20 protein-coding genes and 1 other RNA gene are annotated in these 19,820 nt (G+C 36.8%); 19 read left to right on the top strand and 2 right to left on the bottom strand.

Translation table 11 applies throughout. The features are described 5' to 3' along the window. Nucleotides 1-3: 3 nt before the first annotated feature. The 14 genes from V6E76_RS06700 to nth all read left to right on the top strand — a co-directional run bounded on the left by V6E76_RS06700 (nt 4) and on the right by nth (nt 13,742). The gene (locus V6E76_RS06700; protein WP_026866320.1) at nt 4-432 is read left to right on the top strand and encodes a DUF2487 family protein; all 429 of its coding nucleotides are present in this window, start codon (nt 4-6) and stop codon (nt 430-432) included. Between the two features lie 144 nt (nt 433-576). Beyond that, the gene (locus V6E76_RS06695; RefSeq protein ID WP_026866319.1) at nt 577-1,077 is read left to right on the top strand and encodes a QcrA and Rieske domain-containing protein; all 501 of its coding nucleotides are present in this window, start codon (nt 577-579) and stop codon (nt 1,075-1,077) included. An 11-nt stretch (nt 1,078-1,088) separates the two neighbouring features. Continuing rightward, entirely contained in the window at nt 1,089-1,763 is a 675-nt protein-coding gene (qcrB, locus tag V6E76_RS06690) for a menaquinol-cytochrome c reductase cytochrome b subunit (protein WP_026866318.1), read from the top strand. Between the two features lie 18 nt (nt 1,764-1,781). Next, nucleotides 1,782-2,582 (top strand): menaquinol-cytochrome c reductase cytochrome b/c subunit, encoded by an 801-nt coding sequence (locus V6E76_RS06685; protein WP_051220459.1) that lies wholly within the window; start codon nt 1,782-1,784, stop codon nt 2,580-2,582. A 54-nt stretch (nt 2,583-2,636) separates the two neighbouring features. Continuing rightward, nucleotides 2,637-3,218, top strand: a complete 582-nt coding sequence (locus tag V6E76_RS06680; RefSeq protein ID WP_166626681.1) for a DUF1405 domain-containing protein — start codon at nt 2,637-2,639, stop codon at nt 3,216-3,218. Nucleotides 3,219-3,273: 55 nt separating this feature from the next. Next, complete coding sequence (locus tag V6E76_RS06675; RefSeq protein ID WP_026866316.1) at nt 3,274-3,969, top strand: zinc metallopeptidase; 696 nt, start codon at nt 3,274-3,276, stop codon at nt 3,967-3,969. Nucleotides 3,970-4,094: 125 nt separating this feature from the next. Then, nucleotides 4,095-5,243, top strand: a complete 1,149-nt coding sequence (bshA, locus tag V6E76_RS06670) for an N-acetyl-alpha-D-glucosaminyl L-malate synthase BshA (protein WP_026866315.1) — start codon at nt 4,095-4,097, stop codon at nt 5,241-5,243. Beyond that, nucleotides 5,236-6,423 carry a CCA tRNA nucleotidyltransferase gene (locus V6E76_RS06665; RefSeq protein ID WP_247351594.1) on the top strand — a complete coding sequence of 396 codons (1,188 nt, stop codon included), beginning with the start codon at nt 5,236-5,238 and terminating at the stop codon, nt 6,421-6,423. The genes bshA and V6E76_RS06665 overlap by 8 nt, the downstream gene beginning before the upstream one ends. Further along, nucleotides 6,404-7,366 (top strand): biotin--[acetyl-CoA-carboxylase] ligase, encoded by a 963-nt coding sequence (locus V6E76_RS06660; protein ID WP_247351592.1) that lies wholly within the window; start codon nt 6,404-6,406, stop codon nt 7,364-7,366. The genes V6E76_RS06665 and V6E76_RS06660 overlap by 20 nt, the downstream gene beginning before the upstream one ends. Nucleotides 7,367-7,378: 12 nt before the next feature. Beyond that, nucleotides 7,379-9,895, top strand: coding sequence for an exonuclease domain-containing protein (locus V6E76_RS06655; RefSeq protein ID WP_247351590.1), 2,517 nt, complete (start codon nt 7,379-7,381; stop codon nt 9,893-9,895). A gap of 34 nt (nt 9,896-9,929) precedes the next feature. Continuing rightward, nucleotides 9,930-11,114: a pyridoxal phosphate-dependent aminotransferase gene (locus tag V6E76_RS06650; RefSeq protein WP_026866311.1), complete on the top strand. Its 1,185-nt coding sequence runs from the start codon at nt 9,930-9,932 to the stop codon at nt 11,112-11,114. An 11-nt stretch (nt 11,115-11,125) separates the two neighbouring features. Further along, nucleotides 11,126-12,415 (top strand): asparagine--tRNA ligase, encoded by a 1,290-nt coding sequence (gene asnS, locus V6E76_RS06645; RefSeq protein ID WP_026866310.1) that lies wholly within the window; start codon nt 11,126-11,128, stop codon nt 12,413-12,415. A 39-nt stretch (nt 12,416-12,454) separates the two neighbouring features. Then, a complete protein-coding gene (locus V6E76_RS06640) occupies nt 12,455-13,096 on the top strand; it encodes a DnaD domain protein (RefSeq protein WP_084145698.1) in 642 nt (213 codons plus the stop codon). Nucleotides 13,097-13,106: 10 nt separating this feature from the next. Continuing rightward, on the top strand, nt 13,107-13,742 hold the full coding sequence (gene nth, locus V6E76_RS06635; RefSeq protein WP_166626907.1) for an endonuclease III: 636 nt from the start codon (nt 13,107-13,109) through the stop codon (nt 13,740-13,742). A 111-nt stretch (nt 13,743-13,853) separates the two neighbouring features. Here the strand turns inward: nth and V6E76_RS06630 are convergent, their stop codons facing one another. After that, on the bottom strand, nt 13,854-16,304 hold the full coding sequence (locus V6E76_RS06630; protein WP_247351588.1) for a transglycosylase domain-containing protein: 2,451 nt from the start codon (nt 16,302-16,304) through the stop codon (nt 13,854-13,856). A gap of 5 nt (nt 16,305-16,309) precedes the next feature. Continuing rightward, nucleotides 16,310-16,900 carry a Holliday junction resolvase RecU gene (gene recU, locus V6E76_RS06625; RefSeq protein WP_166626686.1) on the bottom strand — a complete coding sequence of 197 codons (591 nt, stop codon included), beginning with the start codon at nt 16,898-16,900 and terminating at the stop codon, nt 16,310-16,312. 94 nt (nt 16,901-16,994) lie between these two features. Between recU and V6E76_RS06620 the strand changes: the two genes are divergently transcribed. The 5 genes from V6E76_RS06620 (at nt 16,995) to V6E76_RS06600 (ending at nt 19,820) form a co-directional block, all read left to right on the top strand. Then, complete coding sequence (locus V6E76_RS06620) at nt 16,995-17,321, top strand: YppE family protein (protein WP_247351586.1); 327 nt, start codon at nt 16,995-16,997, stop codon at nt 17,319-17,321. Beyond that, complete coding sequence (locus V6E76_RS06615; protein ID WP_166626688.1) at nt 17,318-17,857, top strand: SLOG family protein; 540 nt, start codon at nt 17,318-17,320, stop codon at nt 17,855-17,857. The genes V6E76_RS06620 and V6E76_RS06615 overlap by 4 nt, the downstream gene beginning before the upstream one ends. 12 nt (nt 17,858-17,869) lie before the next feature. After that, nucleotides 17,870-18,193, top strand: coding sequence for a cell division regulator GpsB (gene gpsB, locus V6E76_RS06610; RefSeq protein ID WP_026866305.1), 324 nt, complete (start codon nt 17,870-17,872; stop codon nt 18,191-18,193). Between the two features lie 19 nt (nt 18,194-18,212). Then, nucleotides 18,213-18,605, top strand: an RNA gene (gene rnpB / locus V6E76_RS06605) — RNase P RNA component class B. 93 nt (nt 18,606-18,698) lie between these two features. Further along, nucleotides 18,699-19,820 carry a THUMP domain-containing class I SAM-dependent RNA methyltransferase gene (locus tag V6E76_RS06600; protein WP_166626689.1) on the top strand — a complete coding sequence of 374 codons (1,122 nt, stop codon included), beginning with the start codon at nt 18,699-18,701 and terminating at the stop codon, nt 19,818-19,820.

Raw genomic sequence — 19,820 nt, 5'->3', positions numbered from 1 at the left:
AGTGTGTTATTTAATACACAGGATCTTCGCGTTTTAAAGGATGAAATTGAGTTTATCGATACTGCAATTGTGCCAGTGGTAAGCATTGCTTTTGATAATGAAGTTCTCACACATGCTAATAATTTAGAACTCATGCAATTAATATCCATCCAGTTAGAAAAACAGCTGAAGGGTAGATTGATGATTACACCTGCTTTTACAACTGTAACAGATGACCATACGAGCCTTATTGCTTACAAAGATCAATTAAAAGCATATGGCTTTAAAAATGTGGTGAGCATTGCTTATCAAGATATTGAGTTAGATGGTTTGGATCACATTAGGGTTAATAGTATTCCAATAAGCGATATGGATAATGAAATGAAAATTTCAATAATCAATGACGAAGTAAAATCTGTTATCAAGCAAATTATTGGTGTATGGAATCAATAATTAGAAGTATTATTACACAATCTATTTATTAGATGTGTCAATTCTTTGAAAACCATATTGACCAGTCAGTTTTAATAAGCTAAAATTGAAATGTCCTAGTTATATTATTTGTAAAAGTATGTGCGTTTGAGGGGGGAAAGACTAATGTCGCAAAAAGTAACAAGACGCCAGTTTTTGAACTATTCTCTAATGGGTGTGGGTTCATTTATGGCTGCAGGAATGATTCTTCCAATGGGTCGTTTTGCTCTAGATCCACTATTTAAAGAATCATCTGCAAGTGACATGATTGCAACAAGTGTAAAAGTTGCTGACATCACCGAAGAACCAGTCAGTGTAGACTTCACATTCGAGCAAACAGATGGCTGGTATGTGAGTGAAGTTACAGACTTCGCTTGGGTTTACAAAGAAGGCGATGAGATTATCGCGCTATCACCGGTTTGTAAGCACTTGGGTTGTACTGTATCATGGGCAAGCGATGCAAGTAATCCAGAGCGTTTCTTCTGTCCATGTCACAACGGGCTCTATGAGAAAAATGGTGAGAATGTACCAGGTACACCACCACGTGGGCCTTTAGATATGTACGAAGTTGGAGAATCTGACGGATTCTTAACTATCGGTGCAATTAAAGAAAATGAATTAGTATAGGAGGGTAATTGATGCTGAATCGTATTTATGATTGGATTGATGACAGAATTGACATCACACCAATTTGGAGAGACGTAGCAGATCACGAAGTGCCTGAGCATGTTAACCCTGCCTATCACTTCTCAGCTTTCGTCTATTGTTTTGGTGGTTTAACGTTCTTCATTACAGTAATCCAGATCTTGTCTGGAATGTTCTTAACAATGTACTATGTACCAGATATCATTAACGCTTGGAACTCTGTTTACTTCCTACAACAGGATGTTGCAGCTGGTGTTATTGTTAGAGGTATGCACCACTGGGGTGCAAGCTTGGTCGTAGTAATGATGTTCCTACATACTCTAAGAGTATTCTTTACAGGTGCATACAAGTCACCACGTGAATTAAACTGGGTTGTCGGTGTACTGTTATTCGCAGTTATGCTTGGCCTTGCGTTCACAGGTTACTTATTACCATGGGATATGAAAGCTCTATTCGCTACTAAAGTAGGTTTAGATATCGCTGAAAGTGTTCCGTTTATCGGTGAGTGGATTAAGACTCTACTTGCAGGTGATGCGACAATTATCGGTGCTCAAACACTGACTAGATTCTTTGCTATCCACGTGTTCTTCCTGCCTGCTGCGCTATTTGTATTAATGGCTATTCACTTTATCTTAATACGTAGACAAGGTATTGCAGGACCACTATAAGAAGGAGGGGGACTATTTATGAAACACGGTAAAGGTCTAACTTTTGTAGGTGATTCACGTGTACAAAAGTATGACAAACCAAAATTAAATCGTGATTATTCAGAATTCCCTGGTCGTACAGAGGAATTCTACCCAGACTTCCTTCTTAAAGAATGGATGGCTGGTGCAGTATTCTTAATCGGTTTCCTATGCTTAACGGTTGCACACCCTGCACCATTAGAGCGCATGGCAGACCCAACTGATACAGGTTATATTCCGCTACCTGACTGGTATTTCCTTTTCCTCTATCAGATTTTAAAATACACTTATGCGTCTGGTCCATTTAACGTAGTAGGTGCGATTATCATTCCTGGTATCGCATTCGGTGCTCTATTACTTGCACCATGGCTTGACGGTAAGAAAGAACGTCACTGGAAAAAACGTCCAGTTGCTACAGGTATGATGCTCATAGCTGTAGGTATTATCTTCTACACAACTTGGGAATCAGTTGCTTACCATGATTGGGAACAACAAAACCAACAAGGTCAGATTGTTTTCTCTAACTTAGATGCAGAAGATCCTGTCTTCAATGACTTAATCCGTACAAACTGTACAAGTTGTCACGGTGGGGAACTTGCTGGTGGATCAGGCCCGAACTTAATTGAACCTGATTTACAACCTGAAATGGTTGAAGCTTTTGTTAGAAGTGGTAGTGGTGAAATGCCTGCCTTTGAAGGTCAATTAACAGACGAAGAAATCACTGCGATTTCTGAATATGTTGCTGGACTTGAACTAACAAGTAAAGACGAAGCAAGCAATGTTGAAGAATCAGCTGAATAATACAAATAATAACGACCCTTCTGGTAACAGAGGGGTCTTCTTGTAGGAGAAACTATGCTATTTAACTACATATATAACTTAATGTTTAACAGAAAATTCTTAGTCTTATTGCTGATTTCAAACTTTTTAGGTACAGTCTACGGCTATATTTGGTATGGTGGACAACTTTCCGTTACACCGTGGTATTTCTACCCATTTGTACCAGATAGCCCGACTGCAACTTTGTTCTTATGTGTACTTATTGTCTTAATCTTGTTTAATAAGCATTCAGGGTTGGTTGATGCTCTAGCATTTACAACCTTGATTAAGTATGGTGTTTGGGCAGTGATTATGAACATTTGGAACTTTATTGACATGGGCTTTGTCTCATTAGTTGGCTTGATGCTGATTGCATCCCACTTGGCAATGGCGATTCAAGCGTTCTTGTTTCTTCCCCATATGAAAATAAAAATTTGGCACTTTGGTGTGACTGCCTTATGGTTATTTCATAATGACGTCATCGATTATGTCTTTATGCAGTATCCAAGATACGGAAACTTGCATGGATTTGCAAATCAAATAGGATACTTGGCTTTTTGGTTAACAATAATCGTGCTTATACTATTATGGAAGCTTGTAGATAGACGTAATAATTGACTTATGTAAAATCACTTTAGTAAAATATAACTATGAACAAGACGGAGGGACAAATGTGTATCTGATAATCTATTTTATAATTTTAATGATAGTACCAATGCTTGCACAGATGAATGTTAAATCTACATTTAACAAGTATTCTAAAGTGCGTTCGACTAGTGGTATGACTGGTAAACAAGTCGCTGAAGATATCTTACGTGAGAATGGTATTTACGATGTAAGTGTCGAACGTGGACAAGGTACTTTGACTGATTACTATGATCCTAAAAACAAAAAAGTCGTATTATCTCCAGGTAACTACGACAATCCAAGTGTTGCAGGTACAGCAGTTGCCGCACACGAAGTTGGTCACGCAATTCAACATGCAACAGGCTATAAATTCCTAAGCTTCCGTTCAGCACTGGTACCATTAGCGACATTAGGCTCTAACTTCTCGTATTTCTTAATTATCGCTGGTATTATCTTAACTGCGGCACAAAGTGCTGCAGGTGGGGGACTAGGCGAAATTCTTTTATGGTCAGGGATCGGTTTAATGGCCTTTGCAGTATTATTCCAAGTGGTGACTTTACCAGTGGAATTCGATGCTTCTAAACGTGCCATGAATCAAATCGAAGAATTAAATATTGTTAATAGTAAAGAGTATCGTCATGCTAAGAAAGTGTTAAATGCAGCAGCAATGACTTATGTTGCAGCAACTGCAGTCGCTGTGGCTGAACTTCTACGCTTTATTATGATTGCAAGAAACAATTAGAATTAGATTATAGACGACCGTTTATTCGGTCGTTTTTTATTTGTAGTAATATTCGTTTCCTTTATCGATAAATTTTCTCTATAATTAAGACTGATATAAATTATAAGTAGTTGAGGTGCATTGGTATGAAGTTAGGAATTGTATGTTATCCAAGTGTAGGTGGGAGTGGCATCATTGCAACAGAGCTTGGCATACAAATGGCAAATAGAGGTCATGAGGTCCATTTTATTGCATCCAGTGTGCCATTTAGACTTGGAGCAAACCACGATAATATATATACCCATAAGACAGAAGTTAACGACTACAGTGTCTTTAAGTATCCACCTTATGACATTACCTTATCTAGTAAAATCTCCGAAGTGATAGATGAATTTGATTTAGATGTTATTCACATGCACTATGCGATTCCTCATGCTGTATGTGGCATCTTGGCTCGTGAAATGTCTAAGAAAAAAGATGTGGGTATAATAACAACCTTACATGGTACTGACATTACTGTACTCGGTCACGATATGTCATTGGTAAATGCGATTCGTTTTGGGATTGATAAGTCTGATTTAACGACATCGGTGTCGAATAGTCTAAGAGAGCAGACCTATGACCTTATTAAGCCAAAAACTAAAATAGAGACCGTCTATAACTTTGTTGACGATACTCGTTTTAATACAGAGAGTCGTTTAGAGATTCAAGCTGAAACAAAAATTAAGCTCGGCATTCCAGATGAAGCAAAGGTGCTTGTTCATAGTTCAAACTTCAGAAAGATTAAAAATGTCGATCATGTCTTATATGCATTTAACGAAGCTTTAAAAGAAGTCGATTGTCACTTAGTATATGTCGGAGATGGACCAGAGCTTTTCTCTATAAAACAACTTGTAAAATCATTAGATTTAGAAGACCGCGTTCATTTCATAGGCCAAGTTTCTGATATCACAGACTACTATAAACTCGCAGATATTTTCCTTTTACTTAGCAGAAAAGAAAGCTTTGGCCTAGCGATGCTAGAAGCAATGTATTGTGGTGCTGTACCTATAGGTTCAACTGCCGGTGGGATATCTGAAGTAATTCAAGATAATGAGTCAGGCTATACAGTTGAAATTGGTGATTATAAAACAGCAGCAGCCCGTATTGTTCAATTGTTAACCCATGAAGACCAATTTAAAACTATGCAAGGTGCTATGTTAAAAGATATAAAAGAACGTTTTAATATGGAAGAAATTGTTGATCAATATGAGAATTTATATAACCATTTAATCTCTGGTGATGCACATGAATAAACTGTTTAAGCAGGCAGGCTTGATCTTAGACATCTTAGAGAAAAACGGCTATGAAGGCTATTTTGTAGGCGGGGCAGTGCGTGACTATATATTGAATCGGCCAATTAACGATGTAGATATAACAACAAATGCCTTACCTGATGTAATTGAACGGCTATTCGAACGGACGATTGATGTGGGTAAAGAACATGGCACGATTGTTGTTCTAATAGAAGATACACCTTTTGAGGTAACGACCTACCGTACAGAAGGTACCTACAGTAATTTTAGACGACCAGACAAAGTATTCTTCACAGAAAATCTTCAAGATGACTTAAGTCGCCGAGATTTTACGATCAATGCAATGGCAATGATGAAAAATATGATACTCTTTGATCCTTATCACGGTCAAGATGACCTAGAAGAAAATGTTATTAATACAGTAGGCGAGGCAGATGAACGGTTTGGTGAGGACGCACTTCGCATGCTGAGAGCTGTTAGATTTATGTCCCAATTAGACTTTAAACTAACTGAAAATGTAAAGGCCGCGATTCATAAAAATAAGGCTTTACTTGCTCATATTGCGAGTGAGCGTACTTTTACAGAACTTAAGAAAATGTATGCAGGCTTAAATCCGTCGGCCGCACAAAATATTATAGTTGAAACTGGCTTACTGGAATATATCCCTTTCTTTAAGCATGTCCATAAAGACACATATCTTAGTGCATGCGTATCAAATATTGAAGAAGCACTCGTAATACACGTTTACCATGACCAATACTTGTTAAGGTTCCTAAATGAGCTCAAGCCATCGAACCACTTAAAAAATCAGATACGTGATAGCTTATCTTTAATTGATGACTTGTCAATGAATGTAAATTCTAAATTAATTGCCTACTATTACAACAAGGAAATTATGGATTTAGTCCTTCACTTAAATCAAAAGAATGACGTACTAAGTACAGATTCAGTCGACATACTTTTAAATGCCATCACAATGAGAGACAAACTTGTTATAAACAGTCGTAGTGACCTATATGTTGATGGTCGAGTTTTAATGCAGGTACTAGAACGACAAGGCGGACCATGGTTAAAAACACTATTATCAGAGATAGAAAAACAAGTCGTGCTCGGTCAATTGGAAAATGACCAAAACGAAATAATTAACTGGGTGAAAAATCATGCAAAGTACGAAGAGTAAAATATTAGATTGTTTACAAAGTGAAGCATATGTTTCTGGTAATTCACTTGCAGAACAACTGAATGTTTCTAGAACAGCGATTTGGAAAAATATACAAGCTTTGAAAAATGAGGGATATCAAATAGCAGCTGTTCAGAATAAGGGCTACGCATTAGTCGGAGCATCTCAAAATATTAATCAAGCCAAACTGCTATCGATTATTGACAAATCCACACTATTTGATCAACTCATCTATAAAAAGACTGTTGACTCTACACAAAATACAGCCTTTAACATTTTACATAAAAATGATGATAACATAGTAATAGTAAGTGAGTCACAGACGGAAGGTAGGGGACGGTTTAAAAGGCAATGGCTGTCTCCTAAAGAAACTGGTCTCTACATGTCACTCGTCTTAAGGCCGAATATAAAACATAGTGATATGATTACATTCAACTTATTCATGTCTTTAGCAATTAGTCAAACGATTAGAAAGAACACAGGTTTAAAAAGTGGAATTAAATGGCCTAATGATATTTATATCAGTGATAAGAAAGTATGCGGCTTTTTAACAGAAATTGTTTCTGAAGAAGACACCGTTCAAACCATTATATGTGGTGTGGGTATCAATATTGAACCCTCAACAGATATCGAATCATTGTCGACTGCTACTGCGCTTAATGCTGAATTACCATCTGAAAAGCAGTTAGATATCGATTCATTTTTAAGTGAGTTATTTAAGAATATAGAAATTTACTATAACAAATTTATGTCAACTTCTTTTTCAGAAATTAGAGATGAATGGATAGAGCATTCCATAATCTTTAATCGTCAATTAAAGATTAGCAGTTCAAATGGTATGATTAATGGTAAGGCACTTGATGTAAATGATGAGGGTTACCTAATCATTATTGATGAAGAACAAAATATACATCAGGTAATCAGTGCAGATATTGAAATTTAATTTGGTGATATGATGTTAAATAAAACTTTTGCCGTCGTAGACTTAGAAACGACCGGTAACAACCTACAAAAAGATAAGATTATTCAACTTAGTATTGTCTTTGTGAGAAACAATGAGATTGTGGACATATACAATACTTTCTTAAGTGATAAAACGACCATATCACCCTTTATTCGGGAACTCACAAGTATTTCACCTGACATGTTGATTGGCGCCCCTAAGTTTCAAGATATCGCTTGGGAAATTAGGGACATGCTCAAGGACTCAGTCTTTGTTGCACATAATGTAGATTTTGATCTCAATTTCTTAAAGACTGCATTTAAGGCATGTGGTATTAAATATAACCCAACCTATAAAATAGATACGGTCGAACTTTCAAGAATCTTTCTGCCTACAGTTCCTGGGTATCAGTTACATTTAGTCGCTGAATTTTTAGATATAAAATTATCACAGGCACATAGGGCAGACGAAGATGCCTTAGCAACTGCTAAAGTTCTGATTAAGATATTTGACTTAATTCTAAATCTACATCGACAAACGCTGATTACGATTTATCATTTAACGAAGTCTTTACCCACTAATATTACTGATTTACTCTTTAATGTCTTAAGTCTTAATATAGACAACGATCGAGATGACATCGTTAGTTATAAGCAGTTTTATATCAAGGACTTTACTTTAAGCACACACGATATTAAACCGATTTCTGTAGATGAGCTATATAAAAAATATCTACATGAAACCAATCATGAGTACCGCCAAGATCAATATGACTTATCTTTATTAATTTACGATAGTCTAGTCAATGAGAAATTTCATGCCATTGAAGCCTACACTGGTCTTGGTAAAAGTGATGCTTTTTTAATTGCAGCAATTTGTTATTACTCAAATTATCATCAGCAAGTCGTCGTCTCCACATCGAGAAAAATATTACAAAACCAATTAATAGAGTCTTCACTAACGCGTCTAAGAAGTGTTGTTTCATTAGAAGCGCCCTTTGTCTTATTAAAAGGAAGAAATAATTATATTGATTTAGATGCTTTTTCTGCACTCTTAGAATCAGAAGATAATAATCCAGAAATTTGTTTTTTAAAAATGCGCATTTTGGTATGGTTGCTATCTACGAAAACAGGTGACTTATCTGAGTTAAATCTACGTGGACCCGAAAAATCATACTACGATACGATGTGCATCCAGAATGGTGACAATAAGCAACACTACTATTTTAAACGTGCCTTAAACAATGCTAAAAGAGTGCCTGTTATTGTGACGAACCATTATTTCCTTAATGATTGTATTAATAATTTGTATGATGTACATGCCTTAATAATCGATGAAGCGCATCAGTTAAAATCTGCCTTAGATTTAAAAGAAAGAAGAAAATATACTTATAGTGAGATGAAGTTTTTTATTGGTCAAATCGGACAGTTGAGTCAATCTCGCTTATTAAGTTCCTATGCTGAAGATAATAAAGCCGTATCCCTATATTTACTAGAAGATATTGTCGTCAATTTGCATAGACAAATTGATGAATTATTTAAGCATTTTTCTAAAAGTAAAATTAAAAAAGCGAGTGAGACCTTAGAAAGCATCATTAAGTATACACAATTATTTTTAAGTACAATAAGAGGTACGAAGAACTACCAAGCACTTTATAATCACATGCATTTCTTTGAACAATCATTAAAAAGGCTTCAGCATGCGATTATATACGATGACTGTCATATAGAAACTCATGCCAATCCGACACGTACAGAAGTTGAAATTAGAACTGACGTACTGGATGAATTAGCAAGTACTTTAACTAAGATTCCTGGCCAGATTTTATTATCAGGAACTCTAGAAGTAAATGGCAGTTTTAAGCATTTGAAATATTGGTTTGGTGATCACGAATATGATACGACAATAATGGATAATACCGAAATGTTTGATGACATAAAGTTATTCATTCCAAACGACATCAGCAGTTACGATATGAACAATCCTGATTATGTTATCGATATTCTGGATTACCTATCCCTGTACTTAAGTGAAACGAACAGTAAACTCATTGTTATTTTCTCTAATTTCGAACTACTAGAAAAGGTCTACAGCTATACTGAGGAAGTCGGTTTATTTGATCAGATTCCTGTCTTAAAACAGACGCGTGGTTCTAATAATGATAAATTACTCAATCAGTACAATCAGCTTAGCCAATGCCTGTTATTAGGGACCTACACTTTTACAGAAGGGGTCAACTTAGTATCTGAAAAAGATAAGACACTCATGCTGACTAAATTACCATTCCCAGTGCCTAACCAGGACAGCTTTTCACATTTCTATTCTGAAGATTTACCAGAGGCTGTCATTCACTTTAGACAGATTGCAGGTCGATTAAAACGTAGTGAAGAAGATAAGGGTATTCTCATGCTCTTTGATGATAGGATAATAAATAAACCATATAAGAATGCTTTCTTAAAATATTTTCCTGAGAAAAATATTATCCATGATGATCGGACATCTTTTAAAGCATTGCTTTTTGATTTATAATAAGGAAAACGAATTGTTAGGAGACTGCCGCAAGATGGAATTATCCGAGAAAGTTAAGTCGCTTACACCGAGCCAAACGATTGAAATTACAAACACAGCTCGAAAACTAAAAGCTGATGGCTATGATATTATCAGCTTATCTGCAGGTGAGCCCGACTTCAATACACCTGAAGAAGTCATCGAAGCTGCCCATCAAGCCGCACTTGATGGCCATACAAAATATACAGCTTCTGTCGGTATTAAAGCAGTGAGACAAGCGATTGCAGACAAAATGTTAAGAGATAATAATCTAGAGTATACTCCAGACGAGGTATACGTAGGTAATGGCGCAAAACAAGTGTTATTTAATATCTTTTTAGCTACTTTAAATCCGACTGATGAAGTGCTTCTACCCGCACCTTACTGGGTATCATATTCTGAACAGATTAAAATGGTGGGCGGAGAGCCTGTCACAATTGAAACAACAGAAGACACAAACTTTAAACTGACTCCTGAGCTTTTAAAAGCACATATCACTGAAAAGACTAAAATGATTGTCTTAAACTCACCTAATAACCCAACAGGGGGCATCTACAGTAAAGAGGAACTACAGGCCTTAGTAGATGTTTTAGAACATACTGATATAATAGTAGTCGTCGATGAGATTTATGAAGTCTTGGCCTATGAGCGTGAACATATTTCGATTGCGAGTTTAAGCGAGAAAATTAAAGGGCAATCGATTATCGTAAATGGCTTTAGTAAATCACATGCGATGACAGGTTGGCGTATTGGCTACGCTTGTGGCCCATTGAATGTTATTAAAGCATTAGGGGATTTATCTTCCCAATCTACGACGAGTGTGGCATCACCTTCACAATATGCTGCGATTAAGGCATATAACATGTCAGACGACTTTAAAAATGATTACGTGAGCACGTTTAAAGCGCGTCGTGACAATGCTTATGAAAAACTCATGACAGTGCCACACGTTCGCTGTATCAAACCAGAAGGGGCATTTTACTTGTTCCCTTATTTAAAAGATATTGCAAGTCAGTGTGGTTATGACAGTGTAGATGATTTTGTTAAAGGTCTTTTAACAGACCAATACGTTGCAATTGTGCCTGGAGCAGCTTTTGGTGCAAAAGATTATGCACGTATTAGCTATTCAGTCTCTGAAGAAAAGTTCAATGAAGGCATTGAAAGAATTAAAACATTTATTAATAAAAAAACGACAGTCTAAGGATGGTAAGAATGAAAATCACAATTAATCAAGCACCAGACTACGTGGGTCAAGAAGTCACAATCGGCTCATGGTTACTCCAAAAACGTGGGTCAGGTAAATTTCAATTTTTACAATTAAGAGATGGTACTGGATTCATGCAGGGTATCGTCGTAAAAGCGAACGACGAAGATTTATTTACCCTTGCTAAAGGTTTAAACCAAGAAACTTCTATGTATGTGACTGGCGTAATTAAAGAAGATGACCGTTCAAGTTTTGGCTATGAGATGGAAGTTTCTCGTATTGAAATTATCCAAAGTGCAGATGGTTACCCAATTACACCAAAAGAACATGGGCCTGAGTTTTTACTAGATAACAGACATCTATGGTTACGTTCTAAAAAACAACATGCTGTAATGAATATTAGAAATCAAATTATCAAAAGTACTTATGACTTCTACTATGAAAATGGCTTTAAAAAAATTGATCCACCAATTTTAACAAGTTCATCTCCAGAAGGGACAACTGAACTCTTCCATACTAAATACTTTGATGAAGATGCATACCTTTCACAAAGTGGTCAGTTGTACGCTGAAGCTGCTGCAATGGCGCATGGTAAAGTCTTTACTTTCGGTCCTACTTTCCGTGCTGAGAAGTCTAAAACGCGTCGTCACTTGATTGAGTTTTGGATGATTGAACCAGAAATGGCGTTCTATGATCACGAGGATAGCTTAGTTGTTCAAGAACAATATGTTGAATATCTAGCTAAAAATGTTTTAGAGCATTGTAAACTGGATTTAGAGGCTCTTGGACGTGATACTACAGCGCTTGAAAAGATCAAAGCACCGTTCCCTAGAATCACTTATACAGAGGCCATTGACCTCTTACACGAAAAAGGATTTGATGATATTGAGTGGGGCGATGACTTCGGTTCTCCACATGAAACTGAGATTGCAAACAGCTTTGAGAAACCGGTCTTTATCGTAAATTATCCAAAAGAAATTAAATCTTTCTATATGAGTACTAACCCTGAAGACCCACGTACAGTACTTTGTGCAGATTTAATTGCACCAGAAGGTTACGGTGAGATTATCGGTGGTAGTGAACGTATTCATGACTACGATGAACTTAAACAAAGAATCATCGATTCAGGCTTAAACCTAGACGCCTATGAATGGTACTTAGATCTACGTAAATATGGTAGTGTGCCGCATTCAGGCTTCGGTCTTGGTTTAGAGCGTGCAGTTGCATGGTTCTCAGGTGTTCAACATGTTAGAGAAACCGCACCATTCCCAAGATTATTAAACCGTCTATACCCATAAATGACACGGAGACGTTAGCACAGCTAATGTCTCCTTTATATGATTGGAGATTATTCTATGGAACAATCTTATATTAAATACATTACAGTTCCGGTAAACAAAATCTTACTTGATCACTATAGTGAATTAGGATTAGACGAACAAAGTTTAATTATCCTAATAAAGATGATTGAAAATGATCGTCAGACAGACGAAGCCCCTGAATTTAGTGAACTGATTAAGGGCACCACACTAAATCAAAGTGAACTCACTCGGATTATTCAATTGTTAATTAAAGAAAAGTGCATCGAACTCCAGACCATAAAAAAAGAAGATGGCTATGTTGAACGCTTTAACTTTGAACCTTTATACAAGCGTTTAGAAGATTTTATTTATAACACTGTTGAAGCACCACAAAAAGATGAAAAATCATTAAGAGAAATGTTCGACTATATTGAAAATCTCTATGGCCGTACGATTAGTCCAAATGAGTATCAGCGTCTAAACAGTTGGATTAATGATTCTAACTATCAAGTTGAAGATATAATGAATGCTGTAGACGTGGCATATAAATCGAATATTACATCGCTGCAATATGTTGAACGAATTTTACTAAGTACATCCAAAAGTGAAGACCAAAAAGGAACAGGCTTACCTGTAATTTCATGGCTAGATCGGGGGGAAAGACTTGACAACGAGTAAGAAAAAGACAATGGAAATGATCGATGTGATTGCGGAGATGTTTCCAGAGGCAGAAGCAGAATTAAACTACACGAACCCCTTCGAGTTGACGATTGCAGTCTTACTTAGTGCACAGACGACAGATGTTGGTGTAAACCGAGTGACTAAAGGCTTATTTGAAAGATTTAAAACTCCAGAAGATTATTTAGCAGTCGACGTCGAAGTAATTGAGTCATATATAAAGACGATTGGACTTTATCGTAATAAGGCAAAAAATATCCAAAAATTATGCAGAGACTTAATCGAAAAATTCAATGGAGAAATTCCCAATAACTACGATGACCTAATTTCCTTAGCAGGTGTGGGTAGAAAGACTGCAAATGTTGTATTATCTGTAGCTTTTGACACGCCAAGAATTGCTGTTGACACCCATGTCGAACGCATTTCTAAACGCTTAGGCATCGCACGTTATAAAGATTCACCCTTAGAAGTAGAAGAGACCTTAATGCGCAAAATTCCGCCTGAAAGATGGAGTAAGACCCATCATCAACTCATCTTCTTTGGACGATACCACTGTTTAGCCAGGGCACCTAAGTGTCATGAGTGTCCGCTCTTAGAAGAGTGTAGAGAAGGGCAAAAACGCTTGAAAAAAGGTCTGGTAAAGTAGTCGTGATATTTACGGGGTTTGTGTTTGGTTGGTGATGAGCATTCTTCATCACCACTTCATACACGCACCCATAAAAAATGCTAGACTCTCAGGAAAGAGTCTAGCGTTTTTTTATTCTTCCTCTTCAGTTGTAGTAGTGGATTCTTCTTCTGATGATGAATGTGATTCGGATTCTGCCGCAGGTTCAGAGTCAGGTTCTGGTTCACTGCTTGATTCTGATTCGGTCTCCTCATCAGTTGGTTCTTCTTCAGTCGTTGAAGATCCGCTGTCTTCAGATGGTTCTGCGAGTTCTGCATCATCCGGTAATTCACCTTCTGGCACGTCACCTTCAGTTTCAATTTCCCCATCTTCGTTATATTGCCAAGACCAGGCACCGCCTGATGAATCACTGTTACTATCGCTATCATTATTGCTATTACTATTAGAGTTACTGTTTGAATTATTATTTGAGTTATTATTTCTGTTAAATAATCCACCGCCACTCGCATCTGCAACAGCAAGCTCGTTACCATTAATCTGTTCGACGGAGTCTGGCTGTTCAAAGTCCTGGCCATTAAATGTACTAATGTACTGCATAATATCTCTAAAGAACCACTGTGGTGTAATGTGTTCATCTGTTCCGATAAATAGCTTGTCTTCTGAATATCCTGCATTGGCATTATCGAATCCTGTCCATACACTCATTGTATATTCTGGTGTATATCCAACAATCCAAGCGTCTTTGGCACTGTTTGAAGGCAGATCATTTTCTTCAAGTATGGAAGTATCTAGTGATGTTGTACCTGTTTTCGCTGCAATGTTTAGGCCATTCATTTGAATGTAGTCTGCACTACCATTGTTTGCAAAAGTATCTTTCAACATATCTGTTAACATGTAAGCTGTTGAATCTTTCATGGCTTGATGGGATTCATTTTCAAACTCGACAGTCTCACCTTCATCAGTGACGATGTGACGAATGGATTGTGCTTCATTGAATTCACCATTATTACCTAAAGTTGCATAGGCTTGTGCCATCTGTAGGGGACTGAATCGTGATTCTCCACCACCGAGTACATCATTAAATGATACTGTGTATTCACCGTCAAGCTTAGTATCGTAATCTAAACCAACTTCTTTTGCGAATTCTCTAGGGACATCGTTACCCGCTTCTTCCTGAACCGCTTCAAAGGCTTTAACTGCTGGGACGTTGAAACTTTGTCTCAAGGCATCTCTCATAGTGACATTACCGTGTCCTTGATTGTCATAGTTATATACCGTGTTGTTTGGACTATCTTCAGGGTTGTATGACTGTTCATCTTGTAGTTGGTGATTTGTTGCCCAGTCCATATGCTCAATTGCAGGTCCGTAACTTAAGAATGGTTTCATAGTTGAACCGACATTATGTTGAACTAATGACAAGTTTTGATCCACAACTTCTTGGTAATCACGGCCACCAGTCATTGCTACTAAGCCACCAGAATTTGTATCTAAGATGGTTGATGCTAGATTAAAGTCATCACTTTGGAACTTCTCATTGTAGTAATAGTTTCTATTGTTAGCCATATTTTGTAGATACGACTGAATTTCAGAATCCATATTGGTATAGATCTTAATTCCACTATTTAAGACTTCATTGATATCTCTGTTTCTAAATTCATCATGTTGTTGGATTTCTGTCTTAACGTAATTAATGTAAGATGCATATTCAGGATCTTCTTCTTCAGCAACGGCTCGATCTGACTCATCACGTTGAACTAAGTTTGCTGTTAAGTCTGTGTTCATCGCTTCATCATACTGTTCTTGTGTAATTCTCTCATGTTCTAACATCATGTATAGGACTGTTTCTGTTCTAGACTGTGCGGCTTCTGGATCAACGTAAAGGTTGTAAACGTTAGGCAGGTTAGATAAACCTGCTAAGTACGCCGCTTCTTTTAAGTTTAAATCTGCAAGTTCCTTATCAAAGTAGTAGAGGCTTGCTGTACGAATACCGTATATACCATCTGAATAGTATATTTTGTTTAAGTACATCTCTAAAATGTCATCTTTTGAATACTCTTGTTCAAGTCGGTAGGCTAAATATGCTTCTTGAGCTTTACGTTCTAGCGTCTGTTCTTCAGTTAAGAAGGCACGTTTAACTACTTGTTGTGTAATTGTTGACGCACCTTGAGAGGCAAAGCCATCTGTAAAGTTAGAAATGACTGCACCACCCAACCTAACAAAGTCCATCGCACCGTGTTCATAGAAACGATTATCTTCAATCGCTAAGACGGCATCAGTCACGTGGTCAGGTACATCTTCAATGCTGACATACTCCCGTTTTTGTCCAGTATGCAAGGTGGTGACTAAATTATCATTACGGTCGTATATTTCCGCTGGGACAGGGTCCTTTAACTTTTCTTCACTAAATGCGGGTGCCTGTGAAGCGTAGTAGGCAAATAAGACTGCACCGATAACTAATCCAATTAATACAATCAGTCCACCATATAATAGTACCTTTTTTATAATCGATGATTTAGATGAGCTTTTAGACCGATTCTTATCTTTATTTTTCGGGTCTTTGCTCCTTTTAAAATTCGATTCCATATATATTACTCCATTTCACTATAAAATTCTTCAAGTGCAGCTAAATAATCATAACGCGGATTGTATTTTATTGGTAGTAAAATACTCTCATTTTTAATATCTTCATAAGGTATTGATTTACGTCCATCAGCCATAAAGTTGTCCCAATGTTTGACAAAATGTTCAAAAGGATAAAGAAATACTTCATCATAGACTGTAAACTTAATAATTAAAAAGACAATGCCACCGGTATTATGACATGCTCTCATATGTTCGACTTGATGGGCGTGTATATTAATGAAAGGAAAGCGTGTTTTATTACGAGTTTCCTTCGCTTCAAAGTCGATGTATTTCCCTTTATATATGCCGTTATAGTCACTAGTTGACGGAACCTTGAAATACGCTTCAGTAATCTTTGCTTTGTTTCTAGAAGGATAATCAACATTAACGATTTGGACCGGTGTTGGCTTCTTATGAATAACCGCTTTTTTCGTATCCAAATAATACTGATTCGTCTTATCAATATCCTTCTCTAAGGTCATCCCGCGTTGGCCATAAGACACTTTGCCATTTGATTTTGGTTTTTGACGTGCTTTAATGCCCTGAGGATATTTCATTTATTCGCACTCCAAACTATTATTATATATACTAATTATAATATATTTATTAGAATTTGATTAACATTTCATTATTATAGGTGGTGAAAAAGGAATGTCAAGTGAGTATACATTCGAAGACTATCATCATCTTTTAGATGAACTCGATCGACGTTATGCACTCAGCAAGGAAGGAGAAGTCTTCGATTTCGACCAAGACATCAAACCTTTTCTCGATAAAAATAAAAAGCTTGCTTATAACATCGAAAACTTCAACACTGATCATCGTTTAACTGAAAAGGTTAAAATTACAATGTTTGAAGAGCTTATGGAACTCTTAATGAGTTGTCATATTTCACGTTTTAGTTTAAAGCTGTATCATGAAAAATACAAATATATAAATATGTGGATTAACCATGCCCATAAAGAAGGTTTAATATGAGAGTTTTCATTACAGGCTACCGGCATTATGAACTCGGTATCTTTAAGGATAGTCAACCTGAAGTAAAAGTATTAAGAGACTTTCTTAGGTCCTCAATTATTCGCTTAATTGAGGAAGGTACTGAATGGTTTATTATTCAAGGCTACACAGGTATAGAAATGTACGCAGCCAATGAAATTATAGACTTAAAAAAAGACTATGATATTAAGCTCGGCGTCTTAAAGCCATTTCATGAATTTGATGACCGCTATTCTGAAAGCCATAAGATCGAACTCAATAATATTTTAGCACACGCTGATTTCCATAAATTCATCTTTGACCGGCCCTATAAGGACCCATCAATGTTTAGAGCCATTAATGCCTTTATTACTGAACATACAGACTATGGTTATATTGTCTATGATAGTGAAACAGAGACAAACTTAAAATATATATTTAGTCTTATGCTTGAATTAAATGAGAAGAATCAGTATAATATTGAAAGAATACAATTTGACGATATTAATTATTTCGTCAACGATAGATATGATAGTTGAGAGGTGTAAGAGATGAGTGATTATACGCTAAAGCTGTCTGCTAAAGATATATTCGAAAAGGAATTCGAAAAATCGGTGAGAGGTTTTAAACCGATCGAAGTAGATAGTTTTCTTGATGATGTCATCAGCGACTATCAAAAAATGGCAGACATGAATAACAACATTAAGAAATTAGAAGAAGAAAACGCTCGTCTAAAAAAAGAGGTTGAAGATCTTCGTGTGAGGGTAGCAACCAATTCTAGAACTCAAGGTTCTGGTGGGCAGAGTCAACAAATCGATATTTTAAAACGTTTATCTAGTCTTGAAAAACAGGTATTTGGTAAATCAGAAAAGTAAACAGCAAGTAAATGAACGGTAACTCGGATAATCGCTATGCATTTTGATGTATAGAGGAAAGTCCATGCTCACACGATCTGAGATGATCGTAGTGTTCGTGCCAGACGAAACAATAAGTCTGGGCAATGATATTTATATCTTGACGGCTGTGAAATATTCTAAGTGATTTTATCATATGAATAGAGTAGCTTTAAAAGTGCCACAGTGACGAACTTCAAAAGAAATGCTGAAGGTGGAACGCGGTAAACCCCTCGAGTGAGCAATCCAAATTAGGTAGGAGCACTTTCCAACAGGAATTCAACTGACGGAGAGATATTATTTTTAAATAATATAGACAGATGATTATCACCAATGTGCGAGTGTATACTAGTGCACGCTATTAGCACAGCGGTACAGAACATGGCTTATAGAGAAACCGGACTAGACGCTCTCCGAACAGGAGAGCTTTTTTTATGCCTATTTTCATACTATAATATAGACAAATCAAACTTTAGGAGCTTCTTATATGAACTTTAAATTTATTGTTAATACACCGATGGGACTTGAAAAAGTGGTTTCAGAAGAAATTAAATCTTTAGGGCTTTCAACAGAATTAGAAAATGGACGTGTTTATTTTAATGGGGATGAGAAGACCATTGTAGAAACCAACTTAAAGTTACGTACTGTTGACCGTATTAGAATTATCCTTGGAGACTTCGAGGTCAAGACCTTTGACGAACTATTCGAGAAGGTTAAAGCTTTGCCACTATCCGATGTGCTCGGGCCTAATGCAATGTTCCCAGTAACAGGACGTTCACATAAGTCGACTTTATATAGTGTACCTGACGTGCAGAGAATCACGAAGAAGGCAATTGTTGAACACTTAAAGGATGCCTTTAAAATGACGGGGAAACTACCAGAAGACGGACCAAGATATAAAATCGATATTAATATACTAAAAGACCGCGCGATTCTTACTGTTGATACTAGTGGTGATGCACTACATAAACGTGGTTATCGTGTCGGGCAAGGGGAAGCACCAATCAAGGAAACACTCGCTGCAAGCATGTTAAAACTTGCAAACTACGATGGTACAAATACACTCTATGATCCATTTACAGGCTCAGGAACGATTGCGCTTGAAGCAGCGATGATGGCAAGAAATATTGCACCAGGTTCGAACCGCAGTTTTGATAGTGAATCATGGGATATTATCCCTGAAGACTTATGGACACAGTTACGCACTGAATGTGAAGAACAAGCGGATTACGATAAGGAAGTTAAAATATATGCGACTGATATCCACATCGATATGATTAAGATCGCTAAGAAAAATGCAGAAGAAGTCGGCCTAGATGATGATATTCATTTTGGCGTATTAGACATACATGATTTAGATCATGTTGATGAGCATGCACAAATAATTACCAATCCACCATACGGTGAACGCATTGGTGAGGCGAAAGCCGTTGAACAAATGTACGCCAAAATAGGGGAACTAATGACTAATTTCCCAAACCTAAATGTATATCTAATGACTTCAAACAAAGAATTTGAACAAATCGTAGGGAAGAAAGCGACAAAACGCAGAAAATTATTTAATGGCTATATTGAAACAACCTTTTACCAATACTGGGGAGTGAAGTAA

Source organism: Jeotgalicoccus huakuii, assembly GCF_036665975.1.
Taxonomy (GTDB): Bacteria; Bacillota; Bacilli; order Staphylococcales; family Salinicoccaceae; genus Jeotgalicoccus; species Jeotgalicoccus marinus.
The sequence above is the reverse complement of the archived record's forward strand: the minus strand, read 5'-3'. Positions and strand labels throughout refer to the sequence as shown.

Coding starts and splice junctions, on each gene's coding strand:
- V6E76_RS06630 (WP_247351588.1), bottom strand. CDS start 16,304: ATGGAATCGAATTTTAAAAGGAGCAAAGACCCGAAAAATAAAGATAAG.
- V6E76_RS06660 (WP_247351592.1), top strand. CDS start 6,404: ATGCAAAGTACGAAGAGTAAAATATTAGATTGTTTACAAAGTGAAGCA.
- V6E76_RS06615 (WP_166626688.1), top strand. CDS start 17,318: ATGAGAGTTTTCATTACAGGCTACCGGCATTATGAACTCGGTATCTTT.
- V6E76_RS06695 (WP_026866319.1), top strand. CDS start 577: ATGTCGCAAAAAGTAACAAGACGCCAGTTTTTGAACTATTCTCTAATG.
- V6E76_RS06655 (WP_247351590.1), top strand. CDS start 7,379: ATGTTAAATAAAACTTTTGCCGTCGTAGACTTAGAAACGACCGGTAAC.
- V6E76_RS06685 (WP_051220459.1), top strand. CDS start 1,782: ATGAAACACGGTAAAGGTCTAACTTTTGTAGGTGATTCACGTGTACAA.
- bshA (WP_026866315.1), top strand. CDS start 4,095: ATGAAGTTAGGAATTGTATGTTATCCAAGTGTAGGTGGGAGTGGCATC.
- V6E76_RS06680 (WP_166626681.1), top strand. CDS start 2,637: ATGCTATTTAACTACATATATAACTTAATGTTTAACAGAAAATTCTTA.
- qcrB (WP_026866318.1), top strand. CDS start 1,089: ATGCTGAATCGTATTTATGATTGGATTGATGACAGAATTGACATCACA.
- nth (WP_166626907.1), top strand. CDS start 13,107: ATGGAAATGATCGATGTGATTGCGGAGATGTTTCCAGAGGCAGAAGCA.
- V6E76_RS06600 (WP_166626689.1), top strand. CDS start 18,699: ATGAACTTTAAATTTATTGTTAATACACCGATGGGACTTGAAAAAGTG.
- recU (WP_166626686.1), bottom strand. CDS start 16,900: ATGAAATATCCTCAGGGCATTAAAGCACGTCAAAAACCAAAATCAAAT.
- V6E76_RS06640 (WP_084145698.1), top strand. CDS start 12,455: ATGATTGGAGATTATTCTATGGAACAATCTTATATTAAATACATTACA.
- V6E76_RS06650 (WP_026866311.1), top strand. CDS start 9,930: ATGGAATTATCCGAGAAAGTTAAGTCGCTTACACCGAGCCAAACGATT.
- gpsB (WP_026866305.1), top strand. CDS start 17,870: ATGAGTGATTATACGCTAAAGCTGTCTGCTAAAGATATATTCGAAAAG.
- V6E76_RS06620 (WP_247351586.1), top strand. CDS start 16,995: ATGTCAAGTGAGTATACATTCGAAGACTATCATCATCTTTTAGATGAA.
- V6E76_RS06665 (WP_247351594.1), top strand. CDS start 5,236: ATGAATAAACTGTTTAAGCAGGCAGGCTTGATCTTAGACATCTTAGAG.
- asnS (WP_026866310.1), top strand. CDS start 11,126: ATGAAAATCACAATTAATCAAGCACCAGACTACGTGGGTCAAGAAGTC.